The organism is Saccharopolyspora sp. NPDC003752 (assembly GCF_053605825.1).
Genome location: NZ_JBSGJZ010000015.1, coordinates 13,534 through 32,189 on the forward strand (window position 1 = coordinate 13,534; position 18,656 = coordinate 32,189).

The window sequence follows — 18,656 nt, forward strand, 5'->3', positions numbered from 1 at the left end:
CTCCCGGTATGAGCGGGCGAGGGGAGGGATCGGGCCTCCGGTACGGCTGGACGACGGGGGCCTGCGCCACGGCGTCGACGGCGGCTGCCTACACGGCGCTGCTGACCGGGACGTTCCCAGATCCCGTCGAGATCGTCCTGCCGAAGGGGCACCGCCCGGCCTTCGCGCTCGCGCGCGAGCGGCTGGGCGACGGCTGCGCGACGGCCGGTGTGATCAAGGACGCCGGCGACGATCCCGACGTCACGCACGGCGCTCTCGTGTCGGTCACGGTCTGTCCTGCGGAACCGGGGCAGGGCGTGGTGTTCCGAGCGGGAGAAGGGGTGGGCACCATCACCAAGCCCGGTCTGCCGCTGCCGGTCGGCGAACCGGCGATCAACCCCGTGCCGCGGCAGCTGATCCGCGACGTCGTCGCGCGCGTCGCCGCGGAGCACGGCGGCAGCGGCGACGTCGTCGTCGAGGTGTCCGTCGACGACGGGGCGGAACTCGCCCGGCACACCTGGAACCCGCGGCTGGGGATCCTGGGCGGACTGTCCATCTTGGGCACCACGGGCGTCGTCGTGCCGTACTCGTGCTCGGCGTGGATCGACAGCATCCGCCGCGGCGTCGACGTCGCCCGGGCGGCAGGGCTCGAACACGTCGCCGGGTGCACTGGGAGCACCTCGGAGAAGGTCGCCGCGGAACTCCACGCGCTGCCCGGCGAGGCGCTGCTCGACATGGGCGACTTCGCCGGCGCGGTGCTGAAGTACCTGCGGCGGCACCCGGTTCCCCGGCTCACGATCGCCGGCGGCATCGGGAAGATCTCCAAGCTCGCCGACGGGCACATGGACCTGCACTCCAAGCGGTCCCAGGTCGATTTCGCCTCGCTCGCCGGGATCGTGCACGACGCGGGCGGCAGCGGCGAACTGGTCTCCCGGATCAGGGGCGCCAACACCGCGCTCGAAGCGCTGCAGCTCTGCCTCGCCGCGAGCCTCCCGCTAGGCGATCTCATCGCCGAGCGGGCACGGGCGGTGTGCCTCGAAACCCTGCGCGGGGCACCGGTTTCGGTGGACGTCGTCGTCATCGACCGAGCAGGCACCATCGTCGGCCGCACCGAGGCGGACTAGCGCGCGGGCCGCCGCAATCCGGTGGTGCTCTCAGCGGAAGTCGGGAAGGCTCGCGCGCATGGTTTCGGTATTGCAGAACGTGGCAATCGACTGCGCGGACGCCTACGAGCTCGCCCGGTTCTGGAGCGGCGTGACCGGCCGTCCGCTGCATCCGGAGTGCGAGCCGGGCGACCAGGAGACCGAGGTGATGCTGGCCGAGGGGCCGGTGCTGCACTTCAACCAGGTGCCCGAGCCCAAGGAGATCAAGAACCGGATCCACCTGTGCTTGCGCCCCGAGACCTCGCGCGAGCAAGAGGTGGAACGGCTGCTGGGCCTCGGCGCCACCTTCGTCGCCGATCGCCGGAACGCGGACGGCTCGGGCTGGGCGGTCCTCGCCGACCCCGAAGGCAACGAATTCTGCGTTCTCCGCAGCGAATCCGACCGGGCCGCGATGGATTCACACACCATCCCGACGGGCGACGCATGACCACCGCCACCACCTGAGAGCTCGTCCGGCGAACGGTGTCCCGCAATTTCCATTGAGCCTTTTTCATCCTGGTCGGCCCGCAACCGCGGGTCGCAAAGCCACACGTCGATGAGGTGTCGCATGCGCCGCAGGCGCATAGCCCACCTACGACACCGGCACCGCCGCGGGTTCTCAGAGGCTTCCTGGCGAGGACGGCCCCTCCGCCGTGTATTGGACATACATCAGGAGGGGCACCCACAGTCCAGGGAGCCTCTGAGGTTCCGCTACCCGCACCGCCACGCAGAACGAGGTTGGAAAAACCTCATTGAAATCGAACCTTCGATTTCAATGGAAATTGCGGGACACCCAGGGCCCAAGCCCTAGTCGCGGCAGCGGGCGGCGGAGTAGAGGTGGCTGTCGGGGAACTCCGACGCGGTCAGCACCTGGCCCACCACGACGACGGCGGTTCGCACGATGCCCGCGGCGCGCACGCGTTCCGCGATGTCGGAAAGCGTTGCGCGCAGGACGATCTCGTCCGCGCGGCTCGCGTTCGCGACCACGGCCACGGGGCAGTCCGCACCGTAGTTGGGCAGCAGCTCCTCGACGAGCTGCTCGATGCGGTTGACCGCGAGGTGCAGCACCATCGTCGCCCGGCTCCGGCCGAGCGTGGCGAGGTCCTCGTGCTCGGGCATCGGTGTCGCACGTGCGGAGGTGCGGGTGAGCACCACGGTCTGCCCAACCCCTGGCACGGTGAACTCCCGCTTCAGCGAGGCCGCCGCGGCCGCGAACGCCGGCACGCCCGGCACCACCTCGTAGGGGATCCCGGCCGCGTCGAGCCGGCGCATCTGCTCGGCGACGGCGCTGAACACCGACGGGTCCCCGGAGTGCAGCCGCGCCACGTCGAGCCCGGCCCCGTGGGCGGCCACCATCTCGGCGAGGATCTCGTCCAACGTCAGCTTCGCCGTGTCCACCAGCCTGGCGTCGGCCGGGCAGTGCGCCAGCAGCTCCGCCGGGACCAGGCTGCCCGCGTACAGGCACACCGGCGACGAAGCGATCACGTCGCGCCCCCGCACGGTGATCAGGTCTGCGGCGCCCGGCCCGGCACCCACGAAACGCACTGTCATCGCTTGCTCACCGCCCACTGCGTCACCGGCATCGCCGGTCGCCAGCCGGTGTAGCCACCGATCGGCGCCGCGCGCTCCACCGAGATCCGGACCAGCTCACCGCCGTGGCGGCCGTACCAGTCGGTCACCAGCACCTCCAACTCCAATGTGACCGCGTTGACCACCAGCCGACCGCCTCGCCGCAGAGCAGCCCAGCACGCCTCCAGCACGCCCGGTGCGGTGCCACCGCCACCGATGAAGATCGCATCGGGTTCGTCCAGCCCGTCCAGCGCGCGCGGCGCGGCTCCGGTGACGACCTGGACGCCGGGGACGCCCAGCGCGCTCGCGTTCGTCGCGATGCGCCGTGCCCGGTCCTCGCGGTGCTCGATCGCGATCGCCCGGCAGGCCGGATCGCTGCGCATCCACTCGATCGCGATGCTACCGGCGCCCGCACCGACGTCCCACAACAACTGACCGGGCGTCGGGGCCAGCCGCGCCAGCGTGATCGCCCGCACGTCGCGCTTGGTGAGCTGCCCGTCGTGCTCGAAGGCGTCGTCGGGCAGACCTGGCGTGCTGGGCAGGAGTTTCGCGTCGGGAGCCGGGCGGCACTCGACCGCGATCACGTTGAGCGGACTCACCGCCGGCCGGTCCCAGTCGTCCGCGGTGGAACTCGTCCGGCCCTCCTGCACGCCCCCGAGGTCGGACAGCACCGTCATGCTGCTCGGCCCGTAACCGCGGACCCGCAGCAGCGCGGCCACCTCGTCCGGCGTGCCGCCGTCGGAACTGAGGACCAGCAACCGGTTTCCCGGCTGGAGCCGGGGGTGCAGCAGCTCCACCGGCCTGCCGACGAGGCTCACGACGGCCGTTTCCTGCAGCGGCCAGCCCATTCGAGCGCAGGCCAGCGACAGCGATGACGGGTGCGCAACGATCCGCACCCGATCCCGGCCCAGCAACTTCACCAGGGTCGCGCCGACCCCGTAGAACATCGGGTCACCGCTGGCCAGCACGCAGATCGACCGGTCGGCGTGCTCCGCGAGCAGGCCGGGCAGCGCGGGCAGCATGGGCGTGGGCCAGGTCACCCGCCGTCCGTTCGCTTCGGGCACGAGGTCGAGCTGTCGCGAGCTGCCGAACAGCACATCCGCGGAATCGACGATCTCCCGGGCGTGCGGCGACAGACCCGCTGCGCCGTCGGCCCCGATTCCCACGACGTGGACGAGCTCCGGCTTCTCCTGGTGAACGGTCACCGCACCACCTCACCACGTCGCCGCTAGACCGTGCCGAGGACCTTCGTCACGGAGATCTCGATCACCACGCGGGACGGGTTGGGGCGGGGCTTCTTGTAGCGCTGCTCGTACCGGGCCTCCGCGTCGGCCACGGCGCCGGGATCGTCCCGCACCACGGCGCGACCTTCCAATGTGGACCAGCGCCGCCCGTCGACCTGGCAGACCGAGGCGGGCACGCCCGCCGGCCCGGCGGCGAGGATCTGTCGCACCTTGTGCGAGGTGCCCGAGGAGATCACGCGCGCGACCGCCGACTCGACGTCGAGGGTCACGCCCACCGGAACGACGTGCGGTGTGCCATCGCGGCGCACCGTCGTCAGCGTGCACAGGTGCCGTTCCTGCCAGAACTGCAGGAAATCCTCGCCCTTGCCGTCCAGCGGCGACTTCTGGCCCACCGGTTTCCCCTCCTGCTCGGGTTAGCGACGCGTTGTTCACGAGCGCCGCAGCCGCGCGTCACCCCCGGCGCGCACCGCCGCGGTCGTTGCGGGTGCCGTGGCCTCGCCGGGCACCGCGCCCGGACGGACCGTGCACGCCGCGGCCGGCGCGATCTCCATGCGCGCCTTCGGCGCTACGGCCGCTGTCGCGGCGCCCCTGGCCGTTGCCGTCCGCACGGCGCGGCCTGCGGCTCGCCCTGGGCTCGCCGGCCTCGTGCTCGGTGCGCCGCTTCGCGCCTCGCGGCGCTTCGCTCTGCCTCGCGCCGCGACTGCGCGGCGCACCGCCCTGCTTCGCGGGCCTGCTGCGCGGCGCTTCGCGCCGCTTCGGGTCGACGATGGCGACGCCGTCGGGTTCGCGGGCTCCGGTCAGGCGCGCCAGTTCGGCGTCCTCCGGGCCGACCGTCGTGGTCGTGGCCGTGACCCCGGCCTGGTTCGCCATCGTCCGGAAGGCCTGCTTCTGGTCGTCCGTGACCAGGGTGACGACGGTGCCGGTCGCGCCCGCACGGGCGGTTCGGCCCGCTCGGTGCAGGTAGTCCTTGGGGTCGGCCGGCGGCTCGACGTGCACCACCAGGCTGACGTCATCGACGTGGATGCCGCGCGCGGCGACGTTCGTCGCCACCAGGGTCTCGGTCTCGCCGGTCTTGAACTCGTCGAGGATCCGGGTGCGCGCGTTCTGGGCCTTGCCGCCGTGCAGCGCACCGGCCCGGATCCCGACCGCGCGCAGCTTCTTCGCCAGCCGGTCGGCGTGGTGCTTGGTGCGCACGAACATGATCGTGCGGCCCTCGCGGGCCGCGATGCGGGCGAGCACCGCCTGCTTCTCCGCCGCGGACACCAGGAACTGGTGGTGCTCCATGCTGTCCACGCTCGCCGCCGGGGGCGCCAGCGAGTGCACCACCGGGTCGGTCATGTAGCGCTCGACGAGCTTGTCGACGTCGCCGTCCAGCGTCGCGGAGAACAGCAGGCGCTGGCCGTCGGCCGGGACCAGGTCGAGCAGCTCCCGGACCTGCGGCAGGAAGCCCATGTCCGCCATCTGGTCTGCCTCGTCGAGCGCGGTCCGCTCCACTTCGGACAGCACGCAGGTGCCCTGGCGCACGTGGTCGGCCAGCCGGCCGGGCGTCGCGACAAGCACGTCCACGCCCCGGCGCAGCGTGTCGGCCTGCCGGGTGAAGGAGGTGCCGCCGACGACCTCGCGGACGTAGAGGCCGAGCGCCTTGGCCAGCGGCTTGAGGGCATCGGTGACCTGCGTCGCCAGTTCGCGGGTCGGCACCAGCACCAGCCCGCGCGGGTGCAGCGGACGGGCGTTGCCCTCCTGCATCGCCAGCAGCGGCAGGCCGAAGGCCAGCGTCTTGCCGGATCCGGTCTGGCCCCGGCCCAGCACGTCCCGTCCGGTCAACGCGTCCGGGATGGTGGCCGCCTGGATCGGGAAGGCCTCGACCATCCCGTTGTGGGCCAGGGCGCTCACCAGCCGCTTCGGCAGCCCGAGCTGGTCGAAGGGCGCCGGGTCGACGGCTGTGACGCCGACCTCGTCGAACAGGCTGCGCTTCGGCGCCGGCTGCTGGGATTGCGGGCGGCGCCGGCGGGGCCGCCGGGACGAGCGCGCGGGCGTGTTGGACGAACTTGATGGCACGAAGAAACTCCCGAGATGCGGCACGTCACGGGGAGGCTTCGCGGAGACCGCGTGCGATCGCAAGGACGAGCCCGGCGCATGCGCGCCGATGGATGTGGATTCCGAGTCCGTCGACTCGTGGTCGGCCGGTGGGTTTCCGGCCCGGTTCAGCGCCGAGTCTAGCCGATCACGCGCGGTCGCCGGTGGCTGGCGTGCGTGGTGGCCGGACCCGGCGCTGAGACCGCGGTCACATCACATTTCCCGCTGTGGCAAGGAGAACCGTCAGTGCCTCGGGATCCGCCAGGCGCTCGTCGGCGCCGCGGGCGCGGAACCAGCCGGCGATGTTGTCCGCATCACGTCGCAGGAATTCGAGCCCCCGCGGATTCGCCGCGAGATCGACCGCCTGCGGCAGGTCGATCAGCATCAGCTTGCCCTCGTGCACGAGCACGTTGTACGCGGACAGGTCGCCGTGGGTGAAACCCTGCTCGGCCAGCACCACGAGCGCGTCGACGAGTTGCAGCCAGAGCTCGTCGAGCTCGTCCGGCGTCGGCCGCAGCGCCGCGAGCCGCGGAGCCGCCGTCCCGTCGGCGGAGCCCAGGAACTCCAGCAGGACCTCGGTGCCGACGCGCTGCACGGGGTAGGGCACCGGCACGCCGGCCAGCCACAGCGACGACAGCACGGCGAACTCCGCCACCGCCCACTGCTGCGCGATCATGCCGCGCCCGAACGAGCTGCGCTGCTGCATCGCCCGCATCTCGCGGGACTTGCGCATCTGCCTGCCTTCGAGATAGCCCGCGTCGCGGTGGAACATCCGGTGATCCATGTCGCGGTACCGCTTCGCCGCGAGCAGGCAGGAACTCCCACCGGGCACCGACCTGCGCAGCAGGTGCACATCGGCTTCCTTGCCGGTCTTGAGCACGCCCAGCTCGTGGTCGACCGCGGCCAGCTCGGTCACCAGCCAGGACGGGTGCGGCCCGGGGCCGCGTTCCCCGGTGTCCCAGGTGGACCAGCGGTCGGCGCCGTCGGGCAGCGGTCGTGGTTCTGGCTCGTCGCGCAGTGCGGCGAGCAGGGTGCGTTCCTCCTCGGTGAGTCGGCCGCGCCGCATCGGCTCGTCGTCGAAGCGGCGCTTCTTCGACTGCTTCGGCTTGCGGTTCTTGATCGGCTTCGTGATGCGGATGAAGTCCGGGTCGTACTCGTCGTACGCAGACAAGATCTGGTGCTCCTCAAGCGGGACCTCCGCCGGGCACCGGTGTTTCAGCGCACGCGTGGCGGAGAGAGGCGGGTTCTGCGGTAGCTGCGCGGAATACGCACGCGCGCGAAGGTCACAAAGGCAACCACGGCGAACCTCCCTCCAGCTTTCCGAGCTGCGCGAACTGGTCGAAGCAAGTCTGATCGATCGACGGCCGCCGCCGCAACCGAATTTCCGCGCCCGGGAAGTCAGGCCCGGACGACGACGCAGAGCCCGCGCGCGCCCTCGCGTTCCACCTGCAGCCCGGCGTCGTTGGCCACGTCGAGGACGTCGTCGAGCGCACCGGGCTCCTCGGGCGTCCGGGCCAGGGCCCGGGCCAGCTTCCCCTTGTGCGACTTGTTGTGGTGGCTGACGACCTTCCGCTTGCCCGCCGCGTCTTCGGACAGCACGCGAACAGCAACGGCGTTCGGCACCTTGGCCAGCGCCGAGTACGCGCCCGACCGCAGGTCGACCACCAGCGCGTCGGCGTCGGCGAGCACCGGCTCCAGCGCTGGGCGCCACACGCTGCGCAACGTCCCGAACCCGGGCAGCGCGCTGCCCCCGGACAGGCGGTAGGCGGGGATCGCGTCGGTGCCCCGGACCAGCCCGAACAGTGCCGAAGCGACGGCCAGCCGGGCATCGGCCCGCGAGCGCTCGGCGGCCGACAGCGACCGGACGTCCAGCGCGTCGTAGAGCACCCCGGTGTAGCGCTCGAGTGCCGGAGAAGTGGGCGAATCCCACAGCTCTGCGTTGCGCTCGACCTCCTCCACCTGGCGCTCCGACAACCCCAGCGCGGCCAGACTGGCGGGCACGTCATCGGCCAAAGTGGACAGTGCCTCGATCAGCTTCCGCCGGGTGGGCGTCAACTCCGGATGCGACAGGGCGTCGAGATCCAGCGGCGCCCCGGCGCCGCCAACGGCCTTGGTCTCCGAAGGAGGAAGCAGAACCAACACCCCACCAGGCTAAGCGGTCCCCAGGCGAGGCCGACCAGCCCGGTGCGCAGCACCTCGCCTCCGAGGTCACGCAATTTCCATTGAAATCGAACCTCCAATTTCAATGGAAATTGCGTACTGGTGCTTCAACGCGGCTTGGATCCTCGCAACGACCTGGTCGAAACCCTCCCGGAGCTGGTCGCTCGTCACGACGATGACGACCCACCCGAGACTCCTGAGACGGTTCCGCCGGATCTCGTCGCGCTTGATCTGCGCCGGGTCCGCATGCCATCCCCCGTCGTACTCGACCGCGACCCGGGCGGCTTCGAAGGCGAGGTCCACGCGCGCGACGAATCCATCACCATCGAATACCTCCAGTTGCGGAACCGGGCGTAGTCCGCGCAGCGCGAGTTCGACGCGGAGGATCGATTCCGGCACGGACTCCGCGCGGCCGTCGAGATGTTCGAGCCGCATACGAGCCCGGACGATTCCATGATCCTTCCTGCCGACAAGGAAGCCCGCGATCTCCTCGATCGTGATGCTCCCCGCGTGCAGCAGCGCGTCGCAGTACGCGACGGCCTGGGACATCGAGCGCTGCTTCAGGATGTCGAACGAAATGCGCGGAAATCCCGCCACCCCGATCCCACGCCACGACGAATGCTCGAAGTCGAAGGCTCGGGCAGCGGTGCAGCGGAGTCCGTTCCTGCGAAGCATCCCGTCCTCGCGGGGCACGATCACTTCGACCGGCGCCCTGAAATCCGCGAGCGGCACACCACGCAGCGTCGCAGCGGATCGGCCGGTGATCACCGAGCCGCTCGGCAAGGTCATGGCCGCTGCGGCACATTTGAGCTCGTGCGTCAGCTGGGTGTCGCAGGTGGTGTAGACCCCGTGCAGCACCTTGCGGAAGGCGCTGCCCCGCAACTGCCAGTCGGTGAGGCCCGCGGCAATGGCCTCGGAGCGGAGGAAGAGCTTGTGGGGAGTGTCGCCGATTTGGGGAGGGAACGCTTGGAGTCTCATGTAGATGTAGAGGCGCGAGACCCTCGATCAGATACACCTCGTCGAAAATCTGTGGATAGGTCGACCCCCTTGTGGATAACTCCCGCAATTTCAATGGAAATCGAAGGTCCGATTTCCATTGAAATTGCGGGACCTCGAGTCGGGACGGGGGGCGTCAAGCGGGGGAGAGGGTGCGGTCGGTGGTGGCCGGTAGGGCGGACAGGCCGTGGATGATCGACGTCGGGCGGCGGACCACCGCTCCCGCCCGGCGCAGCCCCGGCAGGCGGGTCGCCAGGCAGCGGAACGCGATCTCCGCCTCCAGCCGGGCCAGCGGCGCGCCCAGGCAGTAGTGGATGCCCGAGGAGAACGCGAGGTGATCACCCCGGTCCGGGCGGGTGATGTCGAACCGGTCCGGGTCGTCGTGCACCGCCGGGTCCCGCCCGGCCGACGCCAGCACCGCCAGCACCGGCGTGTCCGCCCGGAGCCGGCGACCGGCCAGCTCCACCGGCTCGTGCGCGATCCGCATCGTCACCTGAACGGGTGGATCCCAGCGGAGCGTCTCCTCGACCACGGCCGACGCCATGCCGGGATCGGCCCGCAGCAGATCCCACTGCTCCGGGTGCTGCAGCAGCGCGAGGGTGCCGTTGCCGATCAGGTTGACCGTCGTCTCGAAGCCGGCGACCAGCAGCAGGTCGCACAGCTGCACCAGCTCGGCGCCGGTCAGCTTGTCCTGGTCGAGGGCCGCGACCAGGTCGCTGACGATGTCCTCGCCGGGCTCCGCGCGGCGCTGCTCGATCAGCCCGGTGAACATCGCGTCGAGCTCGCCGAAGGACTCCCGCATCTGCCGGAGCTGGCGGGCCGACCGGACCCCGTCCAGCGCGCCGGCCAGCACCGTGCCGTGGTGCGCCAGCCGCTGCGCGTCCAGCGGCGGCAGCCCGAGCAGCTCGCAGATCACCCGGATCGGCAGCGGCCCGGCGAAGTCCCGGACCACGTCGAACTCGCGGCGCTCGGCGGCCTGGTCCAGCAGGTCGTGGGCGATCTGCTCGATGCGCTCGCGGTAGGTCTCCAGGCGGCGCGGCCGGAAGGCCGGGGCGGCGAGCTTGCGCAGCCGCGAATGATCGGGCGGATCGAGCTCCAGCAGCGAGAGCTGCAGGTCAACGGCGGCGGCCGTCGGGTCGCCGTAGGAGCCGTCGCTGGTGCGCACGCCGAACCGCCGGTCCCGCAGCACCTCGTCGCACAGCTGGTGGGTCGTCGCGACCAGCACCCCGAGCTTGCTGCGCACCAGCGGCCCCTGCTCGCGCATCTGCCGGTAGAGCGGGTACGGGTCGTCCCGCCACGGGGCGTGCAACAGGCGTGCCATCGGGTCGCCGCGCACCGCGAAGAGCCAGGTCAGCGCCCCCTGAGCGAGCAAACGCGCGCGGAGGCTCCACTCCGCTGATCGGCCGCCGTCGCTGCGGGCCTGCTGAGCGGACATCGGACCCCCTACGTGAAACGGACACCTCGTTCGAGGTAACCGCACCCGCGGCGGCCCGACAATGGGCCAACCGGATCAGTGTCCGCTGGCCACGCAGAACTCGTTGCCCTCCGGGTCCTGGAGCACGGTCCAAGCCAGGCCGCCGGGCCCCTCGTGCTCGCCGACCTCCGTGGCGCCCAGCTCGACGAGGCGGCGCACCTCGGCCTGCCGGTCGGTGGTGCCCAGGTCCACGTGGACGCGGTTCTTCCCGGCTCGCGGCTCCGCCACCTGCTGCAACCCGAGCGCCACCCCGCCCTCCTGGTTCGCGGCGAGCATCACGAACTCGCCGACGTCGAGGACGACGGAGGTGTCCAGGGCCTGCGTCCAGAAGTCGGCCAGCCTCCGGGGCGATGCGCAGTCGATCGTCACCATGCCGATGTCCAGTGCCATGGCGCGGAAGATAGGCGCCGACCCCGACAGCCGCCGGGCGGCGCGGGTAATCCGCTGGTGGTGACCCCGGGGTGGGTCGCTACCCTGCGGTTGACGTATCGGGCCGGACGAGGAGCTAGTAGCCGTGATCACGAGGATGTCGACGTTGTTCCTGCGTACCCTGCGCGAGGATCCGGCCGACGCCGAGGTGCCGAGCCACAAGCTGCTCGTCCGCGCCGGCTACGTCCGCCGGATCGCGCCGGGCATCTATTCGTGGCTGCCGCTGGGCCTGCGGGTGCTGCGCAAGATCGAGGAGGTCGTGCGCGAGGAGATGAACGCGATCGGCGCGCAGGAGATCCACTTCCCCGCGCTGCTGCCGAAGGAGCCCTACGACGCGACCAACCGCTGGACCGAGTACGGCCCGAACCTGTTCCGGCTGAAGGACCGCAAGGGTGGCGACTACCTGCTCGGTCCGACGCACGAGGAGCTGTTCGCGCTCACCGTCAAGGGCGAGTACAGCTCCTACAAGGACTACCCGGTCATGCTGTACCAGATCCAGACGAAGTACCGGGACGAGGAGCGGCCCCGCGCCGGCATCCTGCGCGGCCGCGAGTTCGTCATGAAGGACTCCTACTCCTTCGACCTGGACGACGAGGGCCTGGCGAACTCGTACCAGCTGCACCGCGACGCCTACATCCGGATCTTCGACCGGGTCGGGCTGCGCTACGTGATCGTCGCGGCCACCTCCGGCGCGATGGGCGGTTCGGCGTCCGAGGAGTTCCTGGCCGAGAGCGAGACCGGTGAGGACACCTTCGTCCGCAGCACCGAGTCGGGCTTCGCCGCCAACGTCGAGGCCGTGGTCACCCCCGCGCCGCCCGCCGAACCGATCGAGGGCAAGGCGGCCGCCGAGGTCCACCACACGCCGAACACGCCGACCATCGAGACCCTGGTCGACTACCTCAACGCCAACACCGACCGCAAGTTCACCGCGGCCGACACGCTGAAGAACGTGCTGGTCAAGACCCGGCAGCCGGGCTCGTCGGACTGGGAGCTGCTGGCCGTGGGCGTGCCCGGCGACCGCGAGGTCGACATGAAGCGGCTGGAGGCGTCGCTGGAGCCCGCCGAGGTGGCGCTGCTGGAGGAGGCCGACTTCGCCGCCAACGCGTTCCTGGTCAAGGGCTACATCGGCCCGAAGGCGTTGCAGGACAACGGCGTCCGCTACCTGGTCGACCCGCGCGTGGTGACCGGGACGGCGTGGGTCACCGGCGCCGACAAGACCGACCACCACGTGGTGGACCTGCTGTGCGGCCGGGACTTCACCCCGGACGGCACCATCGAGGCCGCCGAGGTCCGCGAGGGCGACCCGTCGCCGGACGGCCGCGGCACCCTGGTCGCCGCGCGCGGCATCGAGATCGGCCACATCTTCCAGCTCGGCCGCAAGTACGCCGACGCGTTCTCGCTGGACGCGCTCGGCCAGGACGGCAAGCCGAAGCGCATCACCATGGGTTCCTACGGCGTCGGGGTGTCGCGGCTGGTGGCCGCGATCGCCGAGCAGAGCCACGACGAGGTCGGCCTGGTGTGGCCGCGCGAGGTGGCGCCCGCCGACGTGCACGTGGTGATCGCGGGCAAGGACGAGAGCATCCGGGAGCGCGGCGAGGCCATCGCGGCCGAGCTCGACGCGGCCGGCGTGCAGGTGATCCTGGACGACCGGACGGTGTCGCCGGGCGTGAAGTTCGCCGACTCCGAGCTGATCGGGGTGCCGACGGTCCTGGTGGTGGGCAAGGGCCTGACCAGGGGCGTCGTCGAGGTCCGCGACCGTCGCTCCGGCGACCGCGCGGAGGTCGAGGCGGACAACGCGGTGCAGCACCTCATCGACGTCGTCCGCGGCTGAGAGGCCCGAAGCCGATCACGGGGCCGTGGGTCCGGGGTTTCCCGGGACCCACGGCCCCGTTTCTTCGCTGTTCCGGCAGCCGCAGGTCAGGACAGCGCGGTGAGCACCGCGTCGGTGTCGGCGAGGTTCGGCAGGACCGCGTGGGCGCCCGCGGCTCGGAGGTCGTCCTCGCTGCTGGAGCCCGTCGCGACGCCTACCGCGACCGCGCCGAAGCGCAGCGCGCCCGCGACGTCGTGCGGCGTGTCGCCGACGACCACCACGGCGTCCGGGGAGATCGGCCCGCCGTGGCGGTCTTCGGCCTTGGCGACGGAGTCCGCGATCAGGTCGTGGCGGTGCACCGAGGCCTCGCCGAAGCCGCCGATCTCGAAGTCGACGTGGTGGTGCAGGCCGAACGATTCGAGCTTGTGGAAGGCGACCTCCGCGAGGTTCCCGGTCACCAGCGTCTGCGTGAACCGCGGTTCGTCGGCCAGCGCCGTCAGCGCCCGGGCCGCACCGGGCAGCGCGCTGCCGCGCTGCGAGAGCTCGTCGCGCGTGTCGGCGACCGCGCTGGTCAGCGCCGCGAACATGGCCGCGATCGTGGGCTCGTCCGGGGTGCTGCCGTGGATCTCCAGCACGTCCGTGGTGATCGCCAGCTCGGTGCGGCCGGCGGTGTCCGGCATGCGCTGCAGAGCCTTCCCGGTCACGTCCGCGAGCGCGCGGCGGTACCAGCGGGAGCCGAAGCCCCGGGCGTCGATCAGGGTCAGGTCGATGTCCCACAGCACGAGTCGCGTCACCGCACCATCCTGCCAGCCGACAGGCGGTGCGGTGACGCCCGATTCGAGGGCTCAGGCGGCGAGCTCGCGGCGGGCGGTCTCGGTCACGATCGACATGCCCAGCACCGTCAGCGCCAGGCAGCAGATCAGCATGATCGCCACCGGCATCGCCGAATGCGTCGCCCGCAGCAGCGCCGCGCCGATCAGCGGTGCGGCGGCGCCGGCGACCACCGTGGCGGCCTGATATCCCAGCGACACCCCGGAATACCGCACCGAGGTGCCGAAGAGCTCGGCGTAGAAGGCGGATTGCGCGCCGGTCAGCGTGCCGTGCAGCAGCAGCCCGACCGCCACCGCCAGGAACACCAGCACCGGATCGTGGCTGCCCACCAGCGGGAAGAAGATCACCGTCCACAATGCACAGCCGATGGCGGCGGTGATCGCCACCGGGCGGCGGCCGAGCCGGTCGGACAGCGCCCCGCCGGCGAGCATCGACAACGCCTGCACGAGAGAACCGACGGCCACCGCGGTGGTCGTGATCGTGGTGGGAAGCCCGATGTTGCCCGCGTAGACCAGCAGGAAGATGGTGAACACGTAGAACGCGGCGTTCTCGCCCACGCGCGCCGCGAACACCGCGAACACCGCCCGCGGGTACTGGGCCAGCGCTTCGAGCACCGGCGCCCGCTCCTCGCGGCTCTCCTCGGCGACGGCCTGGAACAGCGGCGACTCGGCCACCCGCAGCCGCACCCACAACCCGATGACGACCAGCACGATCGACGCCAGGAACGGGATCCGCCAGCCCCACGCTGAGTACTGCGCGCCGGTCGTCGCGGTCGCCATCGCGGCCAGGGCGCCCGTGGCCAGCAGGTTGCCCAGCGGCCCGCCGGTCTGCGGCCACGCGGTCCAGAAGCCGCGCCGCTCGCGCGGCCCGTGCTCGGCCACCAGCAGCACCGCGCCGCCGAACTCGCCGCCGAGCGCGAAGCCCTGCACCAGCCGCAGCAGCGTCAGCAGCAGCGGCGCCGCGATCCCGATCTGCTGGTAGCCCGGCAGCACGCCGATCAGCACCGATGCGGAGCCCATCAGAACCAGGCTGATCACCAGCAGCCGCTTGCGGCCGACCCGGTCGCCGAAGTGCCCGAACACCAGGCCGCCCAGCGGCCGGGCGGCGAACCCGACGGCATAGGTGACCAGCGCCAGCAGCACGCCGAGCAGCCCGTCGGAATGCGGGAAGAAGACCGGGCCGAACACGGTGGCCGCGGCCGCCCCGTACAGGAAGAAGTCGTAGAACTCGACGGTGGTCCCGACCACGCCCGCGGACACCACGCGGGCCAGGCGGCGAGTTCCCCCAGCTGTTGTCGTCACGGTCGCAAAGAGTGCTCGCGCGACCACGCCCCGCGCAAGATCCCGGCTCGAAGTTGCCTCATCCGCAATGCCATTGGAATGAGGTTTTTCCAGCCTCGCTCCGGGTGGCGGCGCGGGTAGCGGAACTCAGGCGCTCCCCGGACTGTGGGTGCCCACCTTGAAGCGTCTGAGAACCCGCGGCGGTGCCGGTTGCGGGAGGTGGGGTGCGCGGTCACGGCGCCCCAGTCACGGCTGCTCCAGGATGAAAATCGCGATCAGCCGGGAACGAAGCTCAGGCGGACCCGGCGGACCGGATTGTCCACATTGGTGTCCACCAGGCACACCGACTGCCAGGTCCCCAGCGCCATCTCCCCGCCCAGCACCGGGATGGACGCGTACGGCGGGACGAACGCGGGCAGCACGTGGTCCCGGCCGTGGCCCCGCGAGCCGTGGCGGTGCCGCCAGCGGTCGTCGGCGGGCAGCAGGTCCCGAAGCGCGGCGAGCAGGTCGTCGTCGCTGCCCGCGCCGGTCTCGATGATCGCCAGCCCGGCGGTCGCGTGCGGCACCCAGACGTTGAGCAGGCCGTCGCGCGCCCGGGCCGAACGCAGGAACCGCTCGCACTCCGCGCCCAGGTCGTAGACGACTTCCACGGAGCCGGTCCGGACCTCGATTTCCTCGCTGTGCATGGGTTCAACCGTAAGCAGCGGTACCGGAACCGGCCCGGCCGGTGCGAGGATGCGGCCATGCGTGAGGCATTCGGTGCGCGGTTCGACGTCCCGGACGGCTATCTCAACACCGCGAGCATCGGCATCCCGACCGCCGACGCGGCCCGCGCGGTCGCGGAGTCGGTCGCGCGCTGGGGGAGCGGCCGCGACCTGCCCGAGGACTTCGAGCCGGCGGTGGCCGACGCGCGGGCGTCGTTCGCGGCGCTGGTCGGCACCACCGCGGAGCGGGTGGCGATCGGAGCCACCGCCTCCCAGCTCGTCGGCCTGGTCGCGGCGAGCCTGCCGGCGGGCGCTCGCGTGCTGGTCGCCGAGAACGAGTTCACCAGCGTCGTCTTCCCGTTCGCCGCGCAACCGGACGTGCAGGTCACCGAGGTGCCGTTGGACGAGATCGCGGAGCACGCCGCGGACCACGACCTGGTGGCGGTCAGCGCGGTGCAGTCCAGCGACGGCCGGATCGCCGACCTCGACGGCCTCCGGCGTAGCGCCGCCGCGGGTTCGACGCGGGTCCTCATCGACGTCACGCAGGCGCTGGGCTGGCTGCCGGTGCGGCTCGACTGGGCCGACTGGGTCGTCGGCGCCGCCTACAAGTGGCTGCTGGCACCGCGCGGCGCCGCCTGGCTGGCGGTGCACCCGGATGCGCCCGAGGTCGTGCCGACCTGCGCGAACTGGTACGCCGGGCAGGACCCGTGGAGCACCACCTACGGCCTGCCGCTGCGGCTGGCCGGCGGCGCCCGCTCGCTCGACCTCTCGCCGACGTGGTTCGCGCAGGTCGGCGCGGCGGTGGCGATGCGATGGCTGGCCGGGCTCGACATGGCCGCGGTAGCCGCGCACTGCACCGGGCTGGCCGACGAGTTCAGCGCGGCGCTGGGCCTGCCCGCCGCCGGATCCGCGATCGTCTCGGTGCGGGTGCCGGACGCCGTGTCGAAGCTCACGGCGGCCGGGATCACCTGCGCGGCGCGAGCGGGCCGGGCACGACTGTCATTCCACCTCTACAACACCTCCGCCGACGTCGAGCGCGCGGTGCGTGCGCTGCGATGACCATCCGGGGTGTCCGACTTGTAATCAGCGCCCGCTACGGTTGGTGCTCGTGCCGGACCGACGAGGTGTGCCCGAAGAGATGACGGGAGCACAAGCCAACACGCAGCGCGAAACCACGCCGCTGCGGCGCGACAACTCGCTTATCAGACCGGATCGCGCGCCGGTGCCGCCGCCGGACGAGGCCACTCGGCCGGCGTTCGCCCCACCGCCCCGCCGCGACCAGCCGCCGCCGGTGCAGCAGCCGCCGGTGCAGCCGCAGGCGCAGCAGCAGCCGACGAGCTGGCAGGCCCCGGTGGCGCAGCCGGAGCCGCAACCGCGTCGCATCACGCCGACCGGCTGGCTGCTGCGCGGGCTCGGGCTCGTCGCGATCTCGGTGCTGTCCGGGCTGATCTGGCTGATGATCAAGCCGGACACCGATGACGAGGCCGCGCCGCCGCCTGCGGAGGTGCCGCGCTACGAGTTCGTCCCGATCCACCGCGAGGAAGCGTTCCAGGGCTGCCAGAACGTCTCCACGGCCAAGATCAAGAGCTTCTTCCAGAAGCAGGAGTGCGCGCACCTCACGCGGGCGCTCTACAGCACCAAGCTGCCCGACGGCACCCGGGTGCTGACCTCGCTGGTCACGGTCCTGATGCCGGACGCGGCCACCGCGCAGCAGCTCAACGACCTGACCACCAAGGACGGCACGGGCAACATCCGGGACCTGGTCGACGACGGCCGGGACGGCACCAAGGGCATGCCGGGGCTGGACGACGACGCCTACGCCTCGGGCCGCCAGGACCGGCTGGTGGTGATCGGCGACTCGGCCTACTTCGACAAGAACACGCCGCACAAGGACCCGGTGCTGCTCGACGTCACCAAGGAAGCGCTGAAGCTCGGCTGGCCGCAGGAGCAGACCCCGCGCTGACCGCCGGGGTCAGGGCTGACCGGGGAAGGGCTTCGCGGCGGGCTGCGCGCCGACGGTGAGCCTCCACCGGGTGGCCCGGACGGCAGCGGTGGTCAGGCCGTCGAGCGCGATACCGCGCAGCGCGGCGTCCTCGGTGTTCTCCAGCACCGAACGCCAGCCGGTCTCGCAGTCGGTCTCCGTCTTGACCAGCAGCCCGATCGCGGCCTTCTGGTCGCTCACCGACTCCCCGACGTCGTACGCCGGCTGAGCCGCCGGCGGCGTCTGCTGCGCGTCGCGGATCACCCGCTCCGCGGTGTCGCGCAGCCTCCGGTGCTGCCCCATCGCGTCGCCGATCGCGCTGCGCACGCGGGATTCGCTCGCGAACGCGCTCGCCAGCCCGTACACCCACACCGCCGCGTGCTCCGCGCTCAACGCGCTGCGCAGCGCGTTTCCCGCCTCGTCCGAAAGCTCCGTCATCCGAGCACCTCCCGCAGGCTCGCGCAGCTCGCCGCGACCGATCCCAGCAGGCCGGCGCGGTAGGGCTCCACCCCGGCCACCAGCTGGACCGCCCTGTCCTGCGCGCCGGCCAGCGCATCGCGCAGCGCCTTCGCCGCCGTGCTCGCCGAGGACGGGGCCTGCTGCGGTGCCGGATCGGGCACCGACGGCGGGTCTTCGGGGTCGCGCGGATTGACCCGGTCGACCTCGCGCTGCAACGCGGCGGCGTGCTCGGAACGCGCCGAGGCGATCTCGCCGGCGGCGTCGGCCAAGCCCGAATGCGCCTGCGCGATCGCCTTCGCCAGCTGGGCGTCGGACTTCGCCGCGGCCGCCAGCGCCACCAGCGGGTCGGGCTCCTCGGGTGCCGAGCTGCACGCCGCGGTCAGCGCGGCGGCGACCGGAACGGCCGCGAACAACCGCAGCGCGCTCCGCCGCCCCAGCAGCGACCTGGCTCGCGAAGGGGATTCCACGTCGGCCTATCCTGCCAGGCGATCACCCGGCCGGACGCCCGGGCATCGCCCCCGG

Annotated in this window: 19 protein-coding genes; 5 read left to right on the top strand and 14 right to left on the bottom strand. The window is 71.8% G+C overall.

The genetic code is table 11. The features are described from left to right. The first annotated feature begins 8 nt into the window (after positions 1-8). The gene (locus ACWEV3_RS20605; protein WP_452615445.1) at positions 9-1,103 is read left to right on the top strand and encodes a cobalt-precorrin-5B (C(1))-methyltransferase; all 1,095 of its coding nucleotides are present in this window, start codon (positions 9-11) and stop codon (positions 1,101-1,103) included. 58 nt (positions 1,104-1,161) lie between these two features. Further along, positions 1,162-1,569, top strand: coding sequence for a VOC family protein (locus tag ACWEV3_RS20610; protein ID WP_452615446.1), 408 nt, complete (start codon positions 1,162-1,164; stop codon positions 1,567-1,569). A gap of 359 nt (positions 1,570-1,928) precedes the next feature. On the opposite strand, the gene cobM is transcribed toward ACWEV3_RS20610, so the two are convergent. The 9 genes from cobM to ACWEV3_RS20655 form a co-directional block, all read right to left on the bottom strand. Then, positions 1,929-2,672 (bottom strand): precorrin-4 C(11)-methyltransferase, encoded by a 744-nt coding sequence (cobM, locus tag ACWEV3_RS20615; protein ID WP_452615447.1) that lies wholly within the window; start codon positions 2,670-2,672, stop codon positions 1,929-1,931. Next, complete coding sequence (gene cbiE / locus ACWEV3_RS20620) at positions 2,669-3,895, bottom strand: precorrin-6y C5,15-methyltransferase (decarboxylating) subunit CbiE (protein WP_452615448.1); 1,227 nt, start codon at positions 3,893-3,895, stop codon at positions 2,669-2,671. The genes cobM and cbiE overlap by 4 nt, the downstream gene beginning before the upstream one ends. Positions 3,896-3,918: 23 nt before the next feature. Then, positions 3,919-4,326 (bottom strand): pyridoxamine 5'-phosphate oxidase family protein, encoded by a 408-nt coding sequence (locus ACWEV3_RS20625; protein ID WP_397531472.1) that lies wholly within the window; start codon positions 4,324-4,326, stop codon positions 3,919-3,921. A gap of 58 nt (positions 4,327-4,384) precedes the next feature. Then, positions 4,385-5,992 (bottom strand): DEAD/DEAH box helicase, encoded by a 1,608-nt coding sequence (locus tag ACWEV3_RS20630; protein ID WP_452615449.1) that lies wholly within the window; start codon positions 5,990-5,992, stop codon positions 4,385-4,387. A gap of 226 nt (positions 5,993-6,218) precedes the next feature. After that, a complete protein-coding gene (locus tag ACWEV3_RS20635) occupies positions 6,219-7,181 on the bottom strand; it encodes a serine protein kinase RIO (RefSeq protein ID WP_452615450.1) in 963 nt (320 codons plus the stop codon). A 227-nt stretch (positions 7,182-7,408) separates the two neighbouring features. Then, positions 7,409-8,152, bottom strand: coding sequence for a peroxide stress protein YaaA (gene yaaA / locus ACWEV3_RS20640; RefSeq protein WP_452615451.1), 744 nt, complete (start codon positions 8,150-8,152; stop codon positions 7,409-7,411). A 66-nt stretch (positions 8,153-8,218) separates the two neighbouring features. Then, entirely contained in the window at positions 8,219-9,148 is a 930-nt protein-coding gene (locus tag ACWEV3_RS20645; RefSeq protein WP_452615452.1) for an endonuclease domain-containing protein, read from the bottom strand. Between the two features lie 154 nt (positions 9,149-9,302). Continuing rightward, positions 9,303-10,601, bottom strand: a complete 1,299-nt coding sequence (locus tag ACWEV3_RS20650) for a cytochrome P450 (RefSeq protein ID WP_452615453.1) — start codon at positions 10,599-10,601, stop codon at positions 9,303-9,305. A gap of 75 nt (positions 10,602-10,676) precedes the next feature. After that, positions 10,677-11,030: a VOC family protein gene (locus tag ACWEV3_RS20655; RefSeq protein WP_452615454.1), complete on the bottom strand. Its 354-nt coding sequence runs from the start codon at positions 11,028-11,030 to the stop codon at positions 10,677-10,679. A 124-nt stretch (positions 11,031-11,154) separates the two neighbouring features. Here ACWEV3_RS20655 and ACWEV3_RS20660 point away from each other — a divergent pair, with 124 nt between their 5' ends. Continuing rightward, positions 11,155-12,900 carry a proline--tRNA ligase gene (locus ACWEV3_RS20660; protein WP_452615455.1) on the top strand — a complete coding sequence of 582 codons (1,746 nt, stop codon included), beginning with the start codon at positions 11,155-11,157 and terminating at the stop codon, positions 12,898-12,900. Positions 12,901-12,986: 86 nt separating this feature from the next. Here the strand turns inward: ACWEV3_RS20660 and ACWEV3_RS20665 are convergent, their stop codons facing one another. The 3 genes from ACWEV3_RS20665 to ACWEV3_RS20675 form a co-directional block, all read right to left on the bottom strand. Further along, entirely contained in the window at positions 12,987-13,673 is a 687-nt protein-coding gene (locus ACWEV3_RS20665; protein WP_452615456.1) for an HAD family hydrolase, read from the bottom strand. A 51-nt stretch (positions 13,674-13,724) separates the two neighbouring features. Next, positions 13,725-15,011 (bottom strand): MFS transporter, encoded by a 1,287-nt coding sequence (locus ACWEV3_RS20670; RefSeq protein WP_452615457.1) that lies wholly within the window; start codon positions 15,009-15,011, stop codon positions 13,725-13,727. 254 nt (positions 15,012-15,265) lie between these two features. After that, positions 15,266-15,676, bottom strand: a complete 411-nt coding sequence (locus tag ACWEV3_RS20675; RefSeq protein ID WP_452615458.1) for a YjbQ family protein — start codon at positions 15,674-15,676, stop codon at positions 15,266-15,268. A 57-nt stretch (positions 15,677-15,733) separates the two neighbouring features. Here ACWEV3_RS20675 and ACWEV3_RS20680 point away from each other — a divergent pair, with 57 nt between their 5' ends. After that, positions 15,734-16,753, top strand: a complete 1,020-nt coding sequence (locus tag ACWEV3_RS20680; protein WP_452615459.1) for an aminotransferase class V-fold PLP-dependent enzyme — start codon at positions 15,734-15,736, stop codon at positions 16,751-16,753. 79 nt (positions 16,754-16,832) lie between these two features. Beyond that, the gene (locus ACWEV3_RS20685; protein ID WP_452615460.1) at positions 16,833-17,657 is read left to right on the top strand and encodes a hypothetical protein; all 825 of its coding nucleotides are present in this window, start codon (positions 16,833-16,835) and stop codon (positions 17,655-17,657) included. Between the two features lie 9 nt (positions 17,658-17,666). Here ACWEV3_RS20685 and ACWEV3_RS20690 read toward each other — a convergent pair whose 3' ends face one another. Both ACWEV3_RS20690 and ACWEV3_RS20695 read right to left on the bottom strand, forming a co-directional pair. Continuing rightward, positions 17,667-18,113 (bottom strand): ferritin-like domain-containing protein, encoded by a 447-nt coding sequence (locus ACWEV3_RS20690; protein WP_452615461.1) that lies wholly within the window; start codon positions 18,111-18,113, stop codon positions 17,667-17,669. Further along, the gene (locus tag ACWEV3_RS20695) at positions 18,110-18,601 is read right to left on the bottom strand and encodes a hypothetical protein (RefSeq protein ID WP_452615462.1); all 492 of its coding nucleotides are present in this window, start codon (positions 18,599-18,601) and stop codon (positions 18,110-18,112) included. Before ACWEV3_RS20695 ends, ACWEV3_RS20690 begins: the two co-directional genes overlap by 4 nt. Positions 18,602-18,656: the final 55 nt, after the last annotated feature.

Excerpts from the sequence above, each read along its gene's own strand:
- ACWEV3_RS20605 (WP_452615445.1), top strand. The coding sequence starts at position 9 with ATGAGCGGGCGAGGGGAGGGATCGGGCCTCCGGTACGGCTGGACGACG.
- ACWEV3_RS20610 (WP_452615446.1), top strand. The coding sequence starts at position 1,162 with ATGGTTTCGGTATTGCAGAACGTGGCAATCGACTGCGCGGACGCCTAC.
- cobM (WP_452615447.1), bottom strand. The coding sequence starts at position 2,672 with ATGACAGTGCGTTTCGTGGGTGCCGGGCCGGGCGCCGCAGACCTGATC.
- ACWEV3_RS20645 (WP_452615452.1), bottom strand. The coding sequence starts at position 9,148 with ATGAGACTCCAAGCGTTCCCTCCCCAAATCGGCGACACTCCCCACAAG.
- ACWEV3_RS20650 (WP_452615453.1), bottom strand. The coding sequence starts at position 10,601 with ATGTCCGCTCAGCAGGCCCGCAGCGACGGCGGCCGATCAGCGGAGTGG.
- ACWEV3_RS20655 (WP_452615454.1), bottom strand. The coding sequence starts at position 11,030 with ATGGCACTGGACATCGGCATGGTGACGATCGACTGCGCATCGCCCCGG.
- ACWEV3_RS20675 (WP_452615458.1), bottom strand. The coding sequence starts at position 15,676 with ATGCACAGCGAGGAAATCGAGGTCCGGACCGGCTCCGTGGAAGTCGTC.
- ACWEV3_RS20680 (WP_452615459.1), top strand. The coding sequence starts at position 15,734 with ATGCGTGAGGCATTCGGTGCGCGGTTCGACGTCCCGGACGGCTATCTC.
- ACWEV3_RS20685 (WP_452615460.1), top strand. The coding sequence starts at position 16,833 with ATGACGGGAGCACAAGCCAACACGCAGCGCGAAACCACGCCGCTGCGG.
- ACWEV3_RS20690 (WP_452615461.1), bottom strand. The coding sequence starts at position 18,113 with ATGACGGAGCTTTCGGACGAGGCGGGAAACGCGCTGCGCAGCGCGTTG.